This window comes from Mesorhizobium sp. AA23, assembly GCF_001672435.1.
Taxonomy (GTDB): domain Bacteria; phylum Pseudomonadota; class Alphaproteobacteria; order Rhizobiales; family Rhizobiaceae; genus Mesorhizobium.
Genome location: NZ_LYTP01000030.1, coordinates 313,189 through 327,518, shown reverse-complemented (window position 1 = coordinate 327,518; position 14,330 = coordinate 313,189). Strand labels below are relative to the sequence as shown.

General features: G+C 63.5%; 14 protein-coding genes. 7 read left to right on the top strand and 7 right to left on the bottom strand.

Going from position 1 to position 14,330, the window contains the following annotated elements; all coding sequences use genetic code 11:
* Positions 1-220 precede the first annotated feature (220 nt).
* A complete protein-coding gene (locus tag A9K66_RS25425; RefSeq protein WP_067329008.1) occupies positions 221-1,012 on the top strand; it encodes a GH25 family lysozyme in 792 nt (263 codons plus the stop codon).
* Between the two features lie 171 nt (positions 1,013-1,183).
* Complete coding sequence (locus A9K66_RS25420; RefSeq protein WP_067329003.1) at positions 1,184-2,362, top strand: lytic murein transglycosylase; 1,179 nt, start codon at positions 1,184-1,186, stop codon at positions 2,360-2,362.
* Between the two features lie 36 nt (positions 2,363-2,398).
* Here the strand turns inward: A9K66_RS25420 and A9K66_RS25415 are convergent, their stop codons facing one another.
* Entirely contained in the window at positions 2,399-3,619 is a 1,221-nt protein-coding gene (locus A9K66_RS25415; protein ID WP_067329154.1) for an alanine racemase, read from the bottom strand.
* 213 nt (positions 3,620-3,832) lie between these two features.
* Between A9K66_RS25415 and A9K66_RS25410 the strand changes: the two genes are divergently transcribed.
* Positions 3,833-4,753, top strand: a complete 921-nt coding sequence (locus A9K66_RS25410) for a DMT family transporter (RefSeq protein WP_067329001.1) — start codon at positions 3,833-3,835, stop codon at positions 4,751-4,753.
* A 425-nt stretch (positions 4,754-5,178) separates the two neighbouring features.
* Here the strand turns inward: A9K66_RS25410 and metF are convergent, their stop codons facing one another.
* Both metF and A9K66_RS25400 read right to left on the bottom strand, forming a co-directional pair.
* Positions 5,179-6,096 carry a methylenetetrahydrofolate reductase [NAD(P)H] gene (gene metF / locus A9K66_RS25405; RefSeq protein ID WP_067328999.1) on the bottom strand — a complete coding sequence of 306 codons (918 nt, stop codon included), beginning with the start codon at positions 6,094-6,096 and terminating at the stop codon, positions 5,179-5,181.
* Positions 6,096-7,103 carry a metalloregulator ArsR/SmtB family transcription factor gene (locus A9K66_RS25400; protein WP_067328997.1) on the bottom strand — a complete coding sequence of 336 codons (1,008 nt, stop codon included), beginning with the start codon at positions 7,101-7,103 and terminating at the stop codon, positions 6,096-6,098. The genes metF and A9K66_RS25400 overlap by 1 nt, the downstream gene beginning before the upstream one ends.
* A 141-nt stretch (positions 7,104-7,244) precedes the next feature.
* On the opposite strand from A9K66_RS25400, the gene tsaA reads away from it, so the two are divergent.
* The 3 genes from tsaA (at position 7,245) to A9K66_RS25385 (ending at position 9,119) form a co-directional block, all read left to right on the top strand.
* Positions 7,245-7,751: a tRNA (N6-threonylcarbamoyladenosine(37)-N6)-methyltransferase TrmO gene (gene tsaA / locus A9K66_RS25395; RefSeq protein WP_067328995.1), complete on the top strand. Its 507-nt coding sequence runs from the start codon at positions 7,245-7,247 to the stop codon at positions 7,749-7,751.
* Complete coding sequence (locus A9K66_RS25390; protein ID WP_066990672.1) at positions 7,748-8,062, top strand: DUF2293 domain-containing protein; 315 nt, start codon at positions 7,748-7,750, stop codon at positions 8,060-8,062. The genes tsaA and A9K66_RS25390 overlap by 4 nt, the downstream gene beginning before the upstream one ends.
* A gap of 97 nt (positions 8,063-8,159) precedes the next feature.
* On the top strand, positions 8,160-9,119 hold the full coding sequence (locus A9K66_RS25385; protein ID WP_067328993.1) for a D-amino acid aminotransferase: 960 nt from the start codon (positions 8,160-8,162) through the stop codon (positions 9,117-9,119).
* 70 nt (positions 9,120-9,189) lie between these two features.
* On the opposite strand, the gene A9K66_RS25380 is transcribed toward A9K66_RS25385, so the two are convergent.
* A complete protein-coding gene (locus A9K66_RS25380; protein WP_067328991.1) occupies positions 9,190-9,819 on the bottom strand; it encodes an MOSC domain-containing protein in 630 nt (209 codons plus the stop codon).
* A 180-nt stretch (positions 9,820-9,999) separates the two neighbouring features.
* On the opposite strand from A9K66_RS25380, the gene A9K66_RS25375 reads away from it, so the two are divergent.
* Positions 10,000-10,566 carry an isoprenylcysteine carboxylmethyltransferase family protein gene (locus A9K66_RS25375; protein WP_067328990.1) on the top strand — a complete coding sequence of 189 codons (567 nt, stop codon included), beginning with the start codon at positions 10,000-10,002 and terminating at the stop codon, positions 10,564-10,566.
* Between the two features lie 6 nt (positions 10,567-10,572).
* Here A9K66_RS25375 and A9K66_RS25370 read toward each other — a convergent pair whose 3' ends face one another.
* The 3 genes from A9K66_RS25370 to ettA all read right to left on the bottom strand — a co-directional run bounded on the left by A9K66_RS25370 (position 10,573) and on the right by ettA (position 14,267).
* The gene (locus tag A9K66_RS25370; protein WP_067328988.1) at positions 10,573-11,694 is read right to left on the bottom strand and encodes a beta-ketoacyl-ACP synthase III; all 1,122 of its coding nucleotides are present in this window, start codon (positions 11,692-11,694) and stop codon (positions 10,573-10,575) included.
* Between the two features lie 118 nt (positions 11,695-11,812).
* Positions 11,813-12,580, bottom strand: a complete 768-nt coding sequence (tam, locus tag A9K66_RS25365) for a trans-aconitate 2-methyltransferase (RefSeq protein WP_067328986.1) — start codon at positions 12,578-12,580, stop codon at positions 11,813-11,815.
* 37 nt (positions 12,581-12,617) lie between these two features.
* On the bottom strand, positions 12,618-14,267 hold the full coding sequence (gene ettA / locus A9K66_RS25360) for an energy-dependent translational throttle protein EttA (RefSeq protein WP_067328984.1): 1,650 nt from the start codon (positions 14,265-14,267) through the stop codon (positions 12,618-12,620).
* Between the last annotated feature and the right edge of the window lie 63 nt (positions 14,268-14,330).

Genomic DNA, 14,330 nt, shown 5'->3' with positions numbered 1-14,330 from the left:
TTGGGTTTTCCGGTTCGCTTTATGTCATTGATTTGCCGCCATTGCTTCTCCAAAATCATGGTCGATGTCGAGCGCCGTCAATGGATTATCAACCATGTTCGGCGATGAACGGAGAGACTGGGCGGTCCTGTGGGGCGACCGTCCGGAGGGGGCCTGCGGAAGCGACCACCATCAGTGAAGGACCCATCAGCGGCCGGCTGATCCCGGCTCGGGGGATATCATGCGCCGTCTTGCGGCCATCCTGATGCTGACGCTGTTGAGCGCCTGCTCGACCGTGGACGATCTATCGCCGCTGGCGCCGTCATCGCAGACGGTCGCCCTGCGCGCGCCCCGTTTCGAAGATTCCAAACCGCATGAATGGGACAGCGGCGCGCCGTGGAATTATGCGATCCACGGCACCGACGTCTCAAAATACCAGACCTCTGTCGACTGGCCGACGGCCAAGGCCAGCGGCATCTCCTTCGCCTTCATCAAGGCGACCGAGGGCGGCGATCGCTTCGACGATTATTTCAACGAGCATTGGGCACGCACCAAGGCCGTCGGACTCCCGCGCGCGGCCTATCATTTCTTCTATTTCTGCACCCCGGCCGCCACCCAGGCGCGCTGGTTCATCGCCAATGTTCCGAAAGATCCGTCGGCGATGCCGCCGGTGCTCGACATGGAATGGAACCCGAAGTCCCCGACCTGCCGACTGCGCCCCGATCCCGCGACGGTGCGCAGCGAGATGACCACCTTTCTCGAGATCGTCGAGCGCCATTATGGCAAGAAGCCGATCATCTATACGTCGCTCGACTTCTTCGATGACAATAACCTAGCGACGTTCCGCGGCTATCCTTACTGGCTGCGCTCGGTCGCCGGCCATCCGCGCCAGAAGTATGGCAGCCATCCTTTCACCTTTTGGCAGTACACCGGAACCGGCATCGTGCCCGGCATGACCGGCAAGTCCGACATCAATGTTTTCAACGGCTCGGAAGCCGCCTGGAACAAGTGGCTGCGGCAGAACACCCGTTGACATCGGCCCCCTTGCCTGCTTTCGACATGGCGGGCGGTGATAGTTGCAACCGCTGGCGATGCGGAGCGGCGCACCCCACCGGGGTGCCGCACGGCGCTCCTGAATTTTGAAATCTACGCATGATGCGTCCGCACCCGGCCGTGATCATGCCCCGGTCTCGTAAGGGAAGCGATGCGATTGCGCGTTGAAATCCTGGCGGCGCTGCTGGTCGGCGCTTTCGCTTGGCCTGCGGCGGCGCAGGAATGCGGCGGCGATTTCGAAGCGTGGAAACAGGGCGTGGCCGCGGAAGCCAAGGCAGCCGGCGTCGGCGCCGTTGGCCTGAAGGCGCTGGAAAATGCCGCGATCGATGAAAAGGTGCTGGCGCGCGACCGCGCTCAAGGGGTGTTCGCCCAGACCTTCACCCAATTCTCGAACCGCATGATCTCGGCCTATCGCCTGAAGCAGGGCGCGGCCAACCTCAAGAAATATGCCGACGTCTTCGCGCGCGCCGACAAGGAATTCGGTGTGCAGCCGGCCGTCATCACAGCGTTCTGGGGACTGGAGACGGATTTCGGCGCCGTGCAGGGCGATTTCCACACGCTGGACGCGCTGGTCACCCTCGCGCATGACTGCCGCCGCCCTCAGTTGTTCCGGCCGCAATTGGTGCCGTTGCTGACCTTGATCGACCGCGGCGTGCTGCCGGCCGATGTCAAGGGCGCCTGGGCCGGCGAGATCGGCCAGACGCAGATTCTGCCGACCGACTATCTCGCCCGCGGAGTCGACGGCGACGGCGACGGCAAGGTCGATCTCCGGAACAGCGTGGCGGACGTCATCATGACCACGGCCGACAAAATCCTGTCGCGCGGCTGGAAGCGCGACCAGCCTTGGGTCGAGGAGGTGCGCGTTCCCGACGACATGCCTTGGGACCAGACCGGCCGCACCAACAAGCTGCCGCTGTCGCAATGGGCCCAATGGGGCGTGACCAATCCGGACGGCACGCCGCTCGTCGACAACGGCCTGAAGGCCGGGCTCGCCTTGCCCATGGGTCGCAAGGGTCCAGCCTTCCTGACCTACGACAATTTCGACGTTTATCTGGAATGGAACCAGTCCTTCACTTACGCGCTCACCGCTGCGGTGCTGGCGACCCGTCTGGCCGGGGCGCCGCAATTCGACCCGCGCACGCCCGAGCCCGGCCTCAACGGTGACCAGATGAAGGCCCTGCAGACCAAGCTTGAGGCCAAGGGCTACGATGTCGGCACGGTCGACGGTATCCTCGGCACGAATACCCGCGAAGCGATCCGCAAGGAGCAGATGCGCCTGGGCATGGCCGTGGACGGTTGGCCGACGCCGGAATTGCTGGCGAAATTGTAGCGCCCTGTCCTTCTCCCACAAGGGAGAAGGGGGAGCTCAATCCGCCATCGTCTCCAAGCTCGCGAAACCTTGCGGCGCGTCGCCCTCGTCGAACGGCGTCGTCACCTCCACGAACGTGTCGGGATAGAACCCGTTGAATCGCGTCCTCAGCGACAGCGAGTAGGCGCCGATGTGGCCGATCTCGATCCAGTCGCCCGTGTCGACCGTTTCCGGCAGCCAGAACGGCCTCGACAATATGTCGACGGAATCGCACGTTGCGCCGCAGACCTTGAACGGCACGACCGTCTTGTCGCTGCCATTGCGCGTGCGGATCGCCGGATCGGGAATGAAGCGCGCCGGCAGCGTGATCTTGCCGGTCCATGAATCCGAGAGCGACGCCCAGATGCCGTCATTGATGTAGAGCCTTTTGCCCTTGCGCAAGAGCACGCGCACGATCAGCGACAGGCAGCGCGCCACGATCACGCGGCCGGGTTCGGCGACCAGCGGCATCTCGTCGAACCGGTATTCCTTGAGGTCGCCGGCCAGCCGCGACATGAGCTGGCCGAGCGACGGCATCTCGATGTGCTTGCGGTTGGGATCGTGGCCGTACTCGGCCGGAAAGCCGCCGCCCACGTCGAGCCCGGCAATGTCGAAGGTCAGCCGGTTGCGCACCCAGTCGGCAGAGGCCAACGCGCGCTCGTAGGTGTCGGGGTCCTCGATCTGGCTGCCGACATGGAAGCACAGCCCGACCTTGTAGCCGGTACGGTTGAGCCGCTCGGCAAGCTCCACCGCATTGGCGGGACCGGCGCCGAATTTCTTGGACAGCTCATAGGCCGCGTGGCCCTTGGTCTGGATGCGCACGAAGACGGTGAGAGCGCCGGGATCGATGTCGAGCGCACGCACCACGCGCGTCAGCTTGGTGATCTCGTCCTCATGATCGAGCGAAATCACGCGGATGCCGTATTTCTCCAGCGCCAGCTTGATGTCCGACTGCGCCTTGATCGGATGCATGTAGAGCATTTCGGCCTCGGGCGAGACCCCCCGCACGGCGGCGAACTCGCCGGGCGAGGCGACGTCGAAGGCGCTCACGCCGGCCTCGACCAGCGTCTTCAGCACGATCTGCTCGCCATTGGTCTTGACCGCATAGGCGGTCTTGCCCGGGAACATGCCCATGAACTGCAAAGCATCGGCCTTAAGCACCTGCGGGCGGAAGCAATAGACCGGATCGTCCGGACGAAGCGCCAGTGCCGCCTCGCGGGCATTTTCGAATCGCTGCATGGACGAATCCTTGATCTCGGCGCGCACAATTAATCCTAGCTAGCCGCCAAAGAAAACAGTTCTGTGTCTCGCCTTCGCCTGCGAGCGGCCGCACCCTTTTGCGCCACGCTAAACCATTGGGCAGGTTTCGGGTGGCCCTTGCCACCGAACCGTATATCGGTTGGAGCTGGTTCGGCGGATTGAGGGAGCGATCGGCATGGGAGGGGTGACGACATGACGATGGCGGCTGGCGCCGCGCCGACACGCGGACCGATGACGCTCAGAGATTGGGCGCAGCTCCTGCTGCTCGGCGCGATCTGGGGCGGCTCCTTCTTCTTTGCCCGCATTGCCGTGGCGGAGATCCATCCTTTGGCGCTGGTGCTGTTTCGCGTCGCCATCGCGGCGGCCGCGCTTCAGCTCTATCTGGCGATCCGCGGCCCGTCCTTCCGTCTCGCCTTTCCCCACGCCGGCCTGTTCTTCCTGCTGGCGTTGGCCAACAATGTCATTCCGTTTTCGCTGATCTTCGCCGGCCAGACCGAGCTCGGCGCCGGTATTGCCTCTGTGCTCAATGCCACGACGCCATTTTGGACGCTGCTCCTCGCCAATGCGCTCACCGCTGACGAAAAACTGTCCTGGAACAAGCTGGCCGGCGTCTCGCTCGGCGTTGCAGGAACAGCTGTCATGATCGGTCCTGGTTTGGCTGACGATCTCGGCGAGCCGGTCTGGGCCAAGTTCGCGCTGATCGGCGCCTCGGTGTCCTACGCGATTGCCCTGATGATCGCGCGCTGGTTCAAGGGGGTGCCAGCGCCGGTCATCGCCACCGGGCAACTGACCGCATCGACCATCATCATGATCCCCGTCGTGCTGATTGCCTACGGCCCGACCGGAATGTTTTCGGTCTCGCCGCCAGTCTGGGCCGCGGTGCTCGGGCTGGCCCTGCTCTCCACAGCCTTTGCCTACATCCTCTATTTCAACCTCGTGGCCTCGGCCGGCGCCACCAACGCCTCGCTGGTCACTTTGATCGTACCGGTGAGTGCCGTGCTGCTCGGATTCCTGTTTCTGGGCGAGCGGCTGCAGCTCTTCGAAATGGGCGGCATGGCGCTGATCGGAGTCGGTCTGATCACCATTGACGGGCGCCTGTTCGGCCGATCGTAGCGGTGCCATGCCACGGCTTCGCCATAATTTATTCACAAACTCTTGGATCGATTTTTGCCGAAGAGTTTCAATGGCTAACGGCAAATTCGAGGTCGCAAATTCCACAATCACGTCGCAATGCAGCACATTTTCCGCTTGCCTGTGACCCAAATGACTCTAGATTCGGGCCATAGCTCTTAAGAGGAGGCTATGGCATGGGACTGACGAGGCCAATCAACGCATTGATGATTTGTGCTGCGTTTGCATTCATCGGCGCCCTTATCATGGGCGTTCTTCCCTGACCCGCCGAAGCCGGGAAGACCAACACCGAGGATGAGTCCAACCGATTCGAAAAGGCCGGGTTCCGCCCGGCCTTTTCCGTTTCAATCATTGTTTTGGATGCATGTCGTTTCGCAAAACCGCTGCACACTTTTCGGCGAGTTTGATCAGGCCGCGGCCGAGCCGGCCGCTTCCGCCTCATGCGAGCGGATGCCGATCATGTGGCAGACGGCGAAGACCAGATCGGCACGGTTCATCGTGTAGAAATGGAAATCGCCGACGCCGCGCTCGACCAGATCATGGACCTGCTCCGCCGCGACCGCTGAGGCCACCAGTGCATGCGTTTGCGGATCGTTCTCCAGCCCTTCGAAGCGCTCGGCCAGCCAGGCCGGCACCAGCGCGCCGCAGCGGGAGGAAAAATTGGCGACCTGGGTGAAGTTGTGCACCGGCAGGATACCCGGCACGATCGGGATGTAGATGCCGGCGCGGCGCGCGCGCTCGACATAGCGCTCGTAGAGGTCGTTGTCGAAGAAGAACTGGGTGATCGCCCGCGTCGCGCCATTGTCGACCTTGCGCTTCAGCATGTCGATGTCGGTGGCGAAGTCCGGGCTTTCCGGATGCTTTTCCGGATAGGCCGAGACCGAGATGTCGAAATCGCCGACGCTCTTCAGCGCCCCGACCAGTTCGGCGCCGTTCGCATAACCATCGGGATGCGGACGATAGGCGGTGCCCACGCCTGCTGCCGGATCGCCGCGCAAGGCGACGAAACGGGTGACGCCAAAGTCGGCGAATTCCTGGATGACGGCGTCGACCTCATAGCGGGCCGCGTCGACGCAGGTCATATGCGCCGCCGGGGTCAGCGTCGTCTCATTGAGGATGCGCTTCACGGTGCGCGCCGTGCGCTCTCGGGTCGAGCCGCCGGCACCGTAGGTCACCGAGACGAAGCGCGGCTTGAGCGGCTCGAGCCTTGTGACGGTGTCCCAGAGCCTTGCTTCCATCTCATCCGTTTTGGGCGGGAAGAACTCGAACGAAACCCGGACCTTGTCGCCAATGTCGGGGCGGCGGGAAAAGCGGAACTGGTTCATCAGGCTGTTTCCCTTGCTGGAAGTGTGTCGTTGGACGGATCGGCGATCAGCAGGCGGCGATCGCGACCCAACCAGAGCTTGACGGTGAGTCTCGCCTCGGCCTGGCCGCGCGGCTCGAACTCCTGGCTCTCTTCGAGGTCAAGCCCTGCCTCCTCGAACCAGTCGGCGATCTGCCGGTCGGAAAAGCCGAGCCGCATATGCGCGTGCTGGTCGCGCAGGAACTCCAGATTATGAGGCGCGAAATCGACGATCACCAGCCTGCCGGACGGACGCAGCAGCCTCGCGGCCTCGCCGATGGCGCGGGCCGGATCGTCGAGATAGTGCAGCACCTGGTGGATGGTGACGAGATCGAAGGCGTTGCGCTCGACCGGCGGCGAAAAGATGTCGCCCTGGCGCACCTGCGCATTGGCGACGCCGGCTTTGTCGAGATTGGCGCGCGCCACGGTCAGCATCTCGCGCGACATGTCGATGCCGACGCCGCGCCGGTAGAGCGGCGCGAAGATCTCCAGCAGCCTGCCCGTGCCGGTGCCGAGGTCGAGCATCGACTGGAACGGCCGTTTGCCGACAAGCTTGAGCAGTGCCGCTTCCACCGCGCGATCCGGCACATGCAGCGAGCGGATGCGATCCCAGCTGGCGGCGTTCTCCGAAAAATACTCCGCGGCCCGGTCCTGCCGCTTGCGCTTGACAGCGGCCAGCCGCTCCAGGTCGCGCACCACCTGCGGATCGGCCTCGCGCACGCCCGAGACGAGCCGCTGAACGAAATCGCGCGAGCTGTCTGTGTCCGACAGCCTGAAAAAGGCCCAGGACCCTTCCTGGTAGCGGCCGATCAGCCCGGCATCGAGCAGTAGCTTCAGATGCCGTGAGACGCGCGGCTGCGACTGGCCAAGGATTTCGGTAAGGTCGGAGACCGTGAGATCGCCGCGCGACAGCAGCACCAGAATGCGCAGGCGGCTGGATTCGGCAGCCGCCTTCAATGTATCTACCATCGTGTCGAGCGTGACATGCATGAAAGGTTCTCGCTGAAAGATATAAAGATATGTTTATGTCGAATTTAAAACCCTGGCAAGCGTTATGTCGCTCTCGGACAAGAAAATGGCGCAGCCATGGTCCGCGCATTGCAGGCCATGCGTCCGCGGATTGATTGAACGATGTTCGAGAGACGCGAGGACGAGACGCTCCTGGAAAACGACCCGGCCAATCTGCCGCCGGACGGCCATGTCGTCTTCATCGGCCGGATCGCCTCGCCTTGGACGAGCCGCGAGGATTGTCCCAAGAACATGCGCGCCGCCCGCGAGACCGGTCGGACTGGGGCCATCCTGATCGACAAGCCCTACCGCCGGGGGCTGCAGAACCTCGATCGCGCCAGCCACATCGTCATCCTGTCCTGGCTCGATCATGCCCCACGGAATCTGATTGTGCAGAAGCCGCGCCATGCGGCTGAACCGAAAGGCGTTTTCTCGCTGCGCTCCCCTGCCCGGCCGAACCCTGTCGGCCTGCACATCGCCAAGCTCGTCGCGCTCGATATCGAGGAAGGCCGGATCGAGATCGACGCCATCGACGTGCTCGACGGCACGCCGGTCGTCGACATCAAGCCCTACTATGCGTCGACCGATGCCTTCCCTGAGGCGGCCATTGCCGGACGCGAGGAGAAATGAGCGCGCCGACCGGCCGCCGCCGCGCGATTGCCAAGGCGCTCACCGCGCTCTTGCCGCTCGCCCCCTATTCCGACATGGAAAAAATCCGCGCCGATGCCGGAGCCGTGCATATGAAGAGCTTGCCGCCGACGATCGCGGTGTGGCTGGCAACCATCGCGCATGTCCGCCACACCCATACCGACTATGACAAACTGCTGGCCGAAGGCTATGACCGCGACTCGGCACGCTTCTTTGTCATCGACGAGACCAATGAGGTGCTGACCCGCTGGCGCGCGACGCGGCTGCTGGAAGAGGATGACGAGGACGAGTAAAGCACAGGCTAGGCTAGACAGCGCCGTTGGCCTGGCTCTTACTTCATTCGAAGCTGGACGCTAACCTGCCTTTCCACAACGACGAAGATGGAGCGAAATGAGCCAAGCCGCCCCCGCGCCTGCCGCGCCACTACCCGTTCTGTCAGAGCGTCATCTCGATCCGCATGCCTATCCCAACGGCGTCGCTTACCTCGATGGACAATATCTGCCGATGTCGCAGGCAAAGGTGTCGGTGCTGGACTGGGGCTTTCTGCATTCCGACGCCACTTACGACACGGTCCATGTCTGGGACGGCCGCTTTTTCCGTCTCGATCTGCATCTCGACCGTTTCTTCGGCGGGCTGGAAAAGCTTCGCATGACCATCCCGTTCGACCGCGACGGCATTGCCGAAATCCTGCACAATTGCGTCGCGCTGTCCGGCCATCGCGCCGCCTATGTCGAGATGCTGTGCACGCGCGGCGCCTCGCCGACCTTCAGCCGCGATCCGCGTCAGGCGATCAACCGGTTCATGGCTTTCGCCGTCCCCTTCGGCTCGGTCGCCAATGCCGAACAATTGCGAAGCGGCCTCCACGTCGCGATCAGCGACAAGGTCCGTATCCCACCTGCCTCGATCGATCCCTCGATCAAGAACTACCATTGGCTGGACCTGGTGCGCGGGCTCTACGACGCTTATGACCGCGGCGCCGACACCGCGCTGGTGCTCGACTTCAACGGCAACCTCGCCGAAGGTCCAGGCTTCAACGTGTTCTGTGTCAGGGCAGGCAAATTGACCACGCCCGCCGTCGGCGTACTGCCCGGCATAACGCGCCGCACCGTGTTTGACCTGTGCGCCGAGGCGGGACTGCCTGCGGTTGCCGCGGATGTCAGCGTGGCCGCGCTCAAGTCAGCCGACGAAGTCTTCATCACCTCGACGGCCGGCGGCATCATGCCCGTCACGATGATCGACGGTGCTCCGGTTGCCGATGGCAAGGTCGGGGCGATCACTGAGCGTCTGATGCGCCTCTACTGGCAAAAGCACGAGGATCCGGCCTGGTCCAGCGCAGTGCGCTACGGATGACAACCAAAGCCACTCCAACAGTTCACTCAGAGCGAGACTTGAACCGGCGATATCCAAAGCCGAAGCCCGATCACGCGCGATAGATCCACTGCTCCGGCACCCGCACCGAAATCTCTTCGCCGGTCCTGATGATGCCGGGTTTTTCGACCCAGGCGACCAGACCGCGCAGCCTCTTCGCCGTCTTCGGAAACAGCAAGGCCGTCGCGTCGCGATCCGCCGCGTTGACATGTTCGGCGATCGATTGCCCGGCGACCCGGCAGGGCTTGTTCTGGCCGTCGATCTTGATCGTCACGCCGCCGTTGAAGAACAACAGCGACCCCGCCGGCAGCATGGAAAGATGCGGCAGGCCTTCGATCATCAGGTTGGCGCCGATCCATTCCGCCTTGATCTCCTCGAGGCCCATGCGGTGGGCGACGATGGCGAGCTCATCCGCGGCGACGAGCGACAATTGCCGCTCGTTGCGCATTTCGGTGCCGCGCGGGTACCAGGGCTCGCGCCCGCCGGAGCGCCGCGTCGCGCCGGCATGGAAGTCACCCTCGATCCCGTCGAAGCCAAGGCGCAATTCGTCCACGGGCCTTGTCTCGAAATGATCGGACTGCGCGGCATAGAGTGCCGCTGCCAATGCTGTCAGCTTGCGGCCGGCGACGATGTCGGCCGTCGGCTCCGCCGACGGAAAAAGCTCTAGGTTCGTTTCCTGCATAGCGTTGGTCTAGAGACGCTCGGCTACTCGGTCCAGTCGAAAGCGCTGATGATCCGATCACAGCGCTTGATGGCGATCACGACTTTCTTACCTGAAGATGCCGCACGCTTTCACGTTCCGCCGCATTGCCGCCGCGCCGGCGGCGTAAATGGCGGCGCGAAACTTGGGAGGGTTCAGATCATGCAGGTTCAACATGCGATCGCCGCGCTCTGGTTGGCCTGGGTGGTGTCTTGGGTGCTGGCCGCCGCGTGGGCCGATCCAGCGCAAAAGCGCGCGGACTTCAAGGCTGAGGCCCGTTACCGGGTTCTCTGGCTGGCCGGCACCTTTCTGCTGTTCGCGCCGGCGCACGGCTATGTCGGCCGATTGCGGCTGTGGACGCCGACGCTTGCCGAGGGCTGGATCTGCGTCGCCCTGATCGCGATCGGCATCGCTTTCGCCTGGTGGGCGCGCTTGCATCTCGGTCGGCTGTGGTCGGGCACCGTCACCGCCAAAGCCGATCACCGCGTGGTCGACAGCGGTCCCTATCGGCTGGTCCGCCACCCGATCTACACCGGCCTGCTGGTGTCGATCCTCGCCACCATGGCAGCCAAGGGCACTGTCTGGGGTGTTGCCGGCGCTGCCCTGCTGCTCGTCGGCATCGTCGTCAAGGCCAGGCTGGAAGAGAGCTTCCTGCGCGGCGAGCTCGGCCCCGCCTATGACGACTATGCCAGGCGCGTGCCGATGCTGGTGCCGTTCGTTCCCGCCTGAGCCGGTTTACAACATCCTCAGCAGCGCGCCGCCGATCGAATAGCCTGCGCCGAAGGCGCAGAGCAGGCCGAAATCGCCGGCCTTCATGTCCGCATGATTTTCAGACAGTGCCACGATGGCGCCGGCGCCCGCCGTGTTGCCAAGCCGCTCCAGCACCATCGGCGCGCGGTCATGGTCGACATCATGGCCGAAGGCGAGTTTCAGGATCATCGCATTCATGCGCGCATTGGCCTGATGCAGCCAGAAGCGGCGGATGCCTTGCGGCGTCAGACCATGCTCGGCCAGGAACTCGACGATGAATTTGTGGCCCGCGACCGTGACTTCCTTGAACACCTTGTTGCCGACCTGCTTGATCAGATTGCCCTCGAGGTTGATCTGGTAGGGATCGTCCTGGGCAGTGCGGGTGTGGTAGCCGAGATTGGTGCGGATGTTGTTCGACATTTGCGTCCAAGTGCGCGTGTCGAGCACCTCGAAGCGTCCCGGCCGCTTCTCGCCCTGGTCGAGCCCTTCGACGATCATGGCGACCGAGGCGTCGCCGAAGATGAAATGCGTCTGCCGGTCGCGGAAGTTGAGATGTCCGGTGATGATTTCGGGCGTCGACACCAGGATGCGCTTGTGCGCCCCTGCCCTGACCAGGTTGACCGCGATGTGCAGCGCCGCCGCGGCGGAAGAGCAGCCGAGCCCCATGTCGAAGCCGGCGCCATTGGTGCCCAGGGCCTGCTGCATCTCGATGGCGATCGCCGGATAAGGCCGCTGATGATGCGAGGCCGAGCAGATCACCAGATCGATATCCCAGCCTTCCACGCCGGCATGGGCGATGGCCTTTTTGGCCGAAGCGATGCCGAACTCCGCCTGCAGCGACAGCGCGTCGTCCGGCCGGGCCGGAATGCGCGGCGCCATGCGGGTTGGATCGAGGATGCCTTCGCGTTCGATCACATGGCGGGTCTGCACGCCCGACGCATGGACGATGAAGTCGCTGTCCGACTTCTGCAGCAGCGTCTCGCCTGTGACGGCGCGGCGCGCATTCTCGGTGTCGACCCAGCTGTTGAAGCTTTCGACCAGCTCTTCATTGGTGATGACAGGCTCGGGGATTTCGGCGCCGATGCCGCTGATGATGACGCGATGCATGTCCAATCCGTCCGAGGCACGGCCTTTGTGCCGGAGCGCGCTACCCTTGTCGCATTTGGCCGGTTTATGCCAGCCTAAATCGCAGTTCCGGCTATCGCGATGAGTTGACCGGAAACGGTCAGGCCCGCTTGGCAATGATGAAGATGCGCGGGAAGCGCAGCAGCACCTTGCCGGTCGCCGTCTTCGGATAGGCCTTTGCGATCTTTGCGGTATAGCTTTCGAGGAATGTCTTTCTCTCGTCCGCGTCGAGCGGATCGAGGAACGGCTTCAGCCCCGTCGCCTTGACCCATTCGACGATCGCTTCGGCATCGGCCAACGGATGATTGTAGATCGTGTGCCAGATATCCACGCGATCGGCGAGCGGCGACAGAAGATCGTAGTAGAAGGAAACCGGGGGCAGCGGCGCGCGGGCGGCGCTCCTGAGCTTGGCCGAGAACGGCATCTCGGCCGCGGTGTCGCGCATCAACCGATGCGAGGGTTCGCCAAAATTATCGGGCATCTGGATGGCCAAGGCGCCGCCCGGCGCGAGCAGCCCGATCAGCTGCTGGAACACCGCCGGATGCTCCGGCAGCCATTGAAAGACCGCGTTTGCGAAGATCACGTCGACGGGCTGTGCCGGCTGCCATGCGGAAGCATCGGCTAGAGCGAAATTCACGTTGGGCAGCCGCGCCTTCGCCTTCTCGATCATGTCGGGTGAGGTGTCGAAGCCGCTGACCTCCGCATCCGGCCAGCGCTCGACCAGCAGCTCCGTCGAGTTGCCCGGACCGCAGCCGATATCGACGACGCGGCGCGGGAAATCGACCGGAACTTGTGCTGCCAGGTCCCGCGCGGGCCGCGTGCGCTCGTCCTCGAACTTCAGATATTGGGCGGCGGACCAGTCAGCCATTCGGAGCCTCATACTTGTTCGCCGCCCATGGACTTTGCTACCGCGTCAGCCGCTTGTGCGTCATACGGTGCGGGGTTGCTGCCTCCGCGCCCAGGCGGCGCAGCTTGTCCTTCTCATATTCCTCGAAGTTGCCTTCGAACCATTCGACATGCGCGTCGCCCTCGAAGGCGAGCATGTGGGTCGCCATACGGTCGAGGAACATGCGGTCGTGGCTGATGATCACCGCGCAACCGGCATAGGCTTCGAGCGCATCTTCCAGCGCGCCCAGCGTTTCGGTGTCGAGATCGTTGGTCGGTTCGTCGAGCAGCAGCACATTGCCGCCGCCCTTCAGCATCTTGGCCAGATGCACGCGGTTGCGCTGGCCGCCGGAAAGATTGCCGACCTTCTGCTGCTGGTCGCCGCCGCGGAAGTTGAAGGACGAGCAGTAAGCGCGGCTGTTGACCTCGTGTTTGCCGAGCTTGATGACCTCGGCGCCGCCCGAGATCTCTTCCCAAACAGTCTTGTTCGGGTCGAGCGCGTCGCGGCTCTGGTCGACATAGCCGAGCTTCACGGTCTCGCCCTTGCGGATCGAGCCGGCATCCGGTGTTTCCTGGCCGGTGATCATCCTGAACAACGTCGTCTTGCCGGCACCGTTCGGGCCGATGACGCCGACGATACCGCCCGGCGGCAGTTTGAACGACAGATCCTCGATCAAAAGCTCGTCGGCAAAGCCCTTGTTGAGGCCCTCGACCTCGATGACGACATTGCCGAGGCGCTCGCTCGACGGGATGACGATCTGCGTGTCGGTCGGCTTGCGGTTCTGCGACTGCTCGACCAATTCCTCGTAGGCCTTGATGCGCGCCTTGGACTTAGTCTGGCGCGCCTTCGGCGAGGATTGGATCCATTCGCGCTCGCGCCAGATCGCCTTCTGGCGGGCGTCGTCCTCGCGCCCTTCCTGGATCAGGCGCTTGGCCTTGGCATCCAGATATTTGGTGTAGTTGCCCTCGTAGGGAATGCCGCGGCCGCGGTCGAGCTCGAGAATCCAGCCGGTGACGTTGTCGAGGAAGTAGCGGTCGTGTGTGATGATCAGCACCGAGCCCGGATAGTCGCGCAGGTGCTTTTCCAGCCATTGCGTGGTCTCGGCGTCGAGATGGTTGGTCGGCTCGTCGAGCAGCAAAAGGTCGGGCTGCTCGAGAAGCAGCCGGCAGAGCGCCACCCGGCGCCGCTCGCCGCCCGAGAGGTTGGTCACTTCGGAATCGGCCGGCGGGCACTGCAGGGCGTCCATCGCCATCTCGACCTGCTGCTCGAGATCCCACAGGTTCAGCCGGTCCATCTCGTCCTGCAGCTTGGCCGACTCGTCCGCCGTCTCGTCGGAATAGTTCATCATCAGCTCGTTATAGCGCTCGATGATGGCGGTCTTCCTGGCGACGCCGTCCATGACGTTTTCACGCACGGTCTTGCTGTTGTCGAGCTGCGGCTCCTGAGCGAGGTAGCCCACGGTCGCGCCCTCGGCCAGCCACGCCTCGCCCTGAAACTCCTTGTCGAGCCCGGCCATGATGCGCAGGATGGTCGACTTGCCCGAACCGTTGGGGCCGAGGATGCCGATCTTGGCGTCCGGATAGAAGGACAGGTGGATGTTGTCGAGCACCTTCTTGGTGCCGTAGGCCTTCGACAGGCCTGACATGTGATAGATGAACTGGCGAGCCACGCGCGCTTTCCCTGAAACTGAACTGTCGAATTGGGTGGGGTTGCGCGCTATGTAGGCGATGAA

Bases quoted from the DNA above. Each gene is read 5' to 3' on its own strand.
- A9K66_RS25415 (WP_067329154.1), bottom strand. From the start codon at position 3,619: ATGCAGCGATTCGAAAATGCCCGCGAGGCGGCACTGGCGCTTCGTCCG.
- tam (WP_067328986.1), bottom strand. From the start codon at position 12,580: ATGGCTGACTGGTCCGCCGCCCAATATCTGAAGTTCGAGGACGAGCGC.
- A9K66_RS25410 (WP_067329001.1), top strand. From the start codon at position 3,833: ATGACGATGGCGGCTGGCGCCGCGCCGACACGCGGACCGATGACGCTC.
- A9K66_RS25425 (WP_067329008.1), top strand. From the start codon at position 221: ATGCGCCGTCTTGCGGCCATCCTGATGCTGACGCTGTTGAGCGCCTGC.
- A9K66_RS25370 (WP_067328988.1), bottom strand. From the start codon at position 11,694: ATGCATCGCGTCATCATCAGCGGCATCGGCGCCGAAATCCCCGAGCCT.
- A9K66_RS25420 (WP_067329003.1), top strand. From the start codon at position 1,184: ATGCGATTGCGCGTTGAAATCCTGGCGGCGCTGCTGGTCGGCGCTTTC.
- A9K66_RS25385 (WP_067328993.1), top strand. From the start codon at position 8,160: ATGAGCCAAGCCGCCCCCGCGCCTGCCGCGCCACTACCCGTTCTGTCA.
- A9K66_RS25400 (WP_067328997.1), bottom strand. From the start codon at position 7,103: ATGCATGTCACGCTCGACACGATGGTAGATACATTGAAGGCGGCTGCC.
- A9K66_RS25375 (WP_067328990.1), top strand. From the start codon at position 10,000: ATGCAGGTTCAACATGCGATCGCCGCGCTCTGGTTGGCCTGGGTGGTG.
- metF (WP_067328999.1), bottom strand. From the start codon at position 6,096: ATGAACCAGTTCCGCTTTTCCCGCCGCCCCGACATTGGCGACAAGGTC.
- A9K66_RS25380 (WP_067328991.1), bottom strand. From the start codon at position 9,819: ATGCAGGAAACGAACCTAGAGCTTTTTCCGTCGGCGGAGCCGACGGCC.
- A9K66_RS25390 (WP_066990672.1), top strand. From the start codon at position 7,748: ATGAGCGCGCCGACCGGCCGCCGCCGCGCGATTGCCAAGGCGCTCACC.
- tsaA (WP_067328995.1), top strand. From the start codon at position 7,245: ATGTTCGAGAGACGCGAGGACGAGACGCTCCTGGAAAACGACCCGGCC.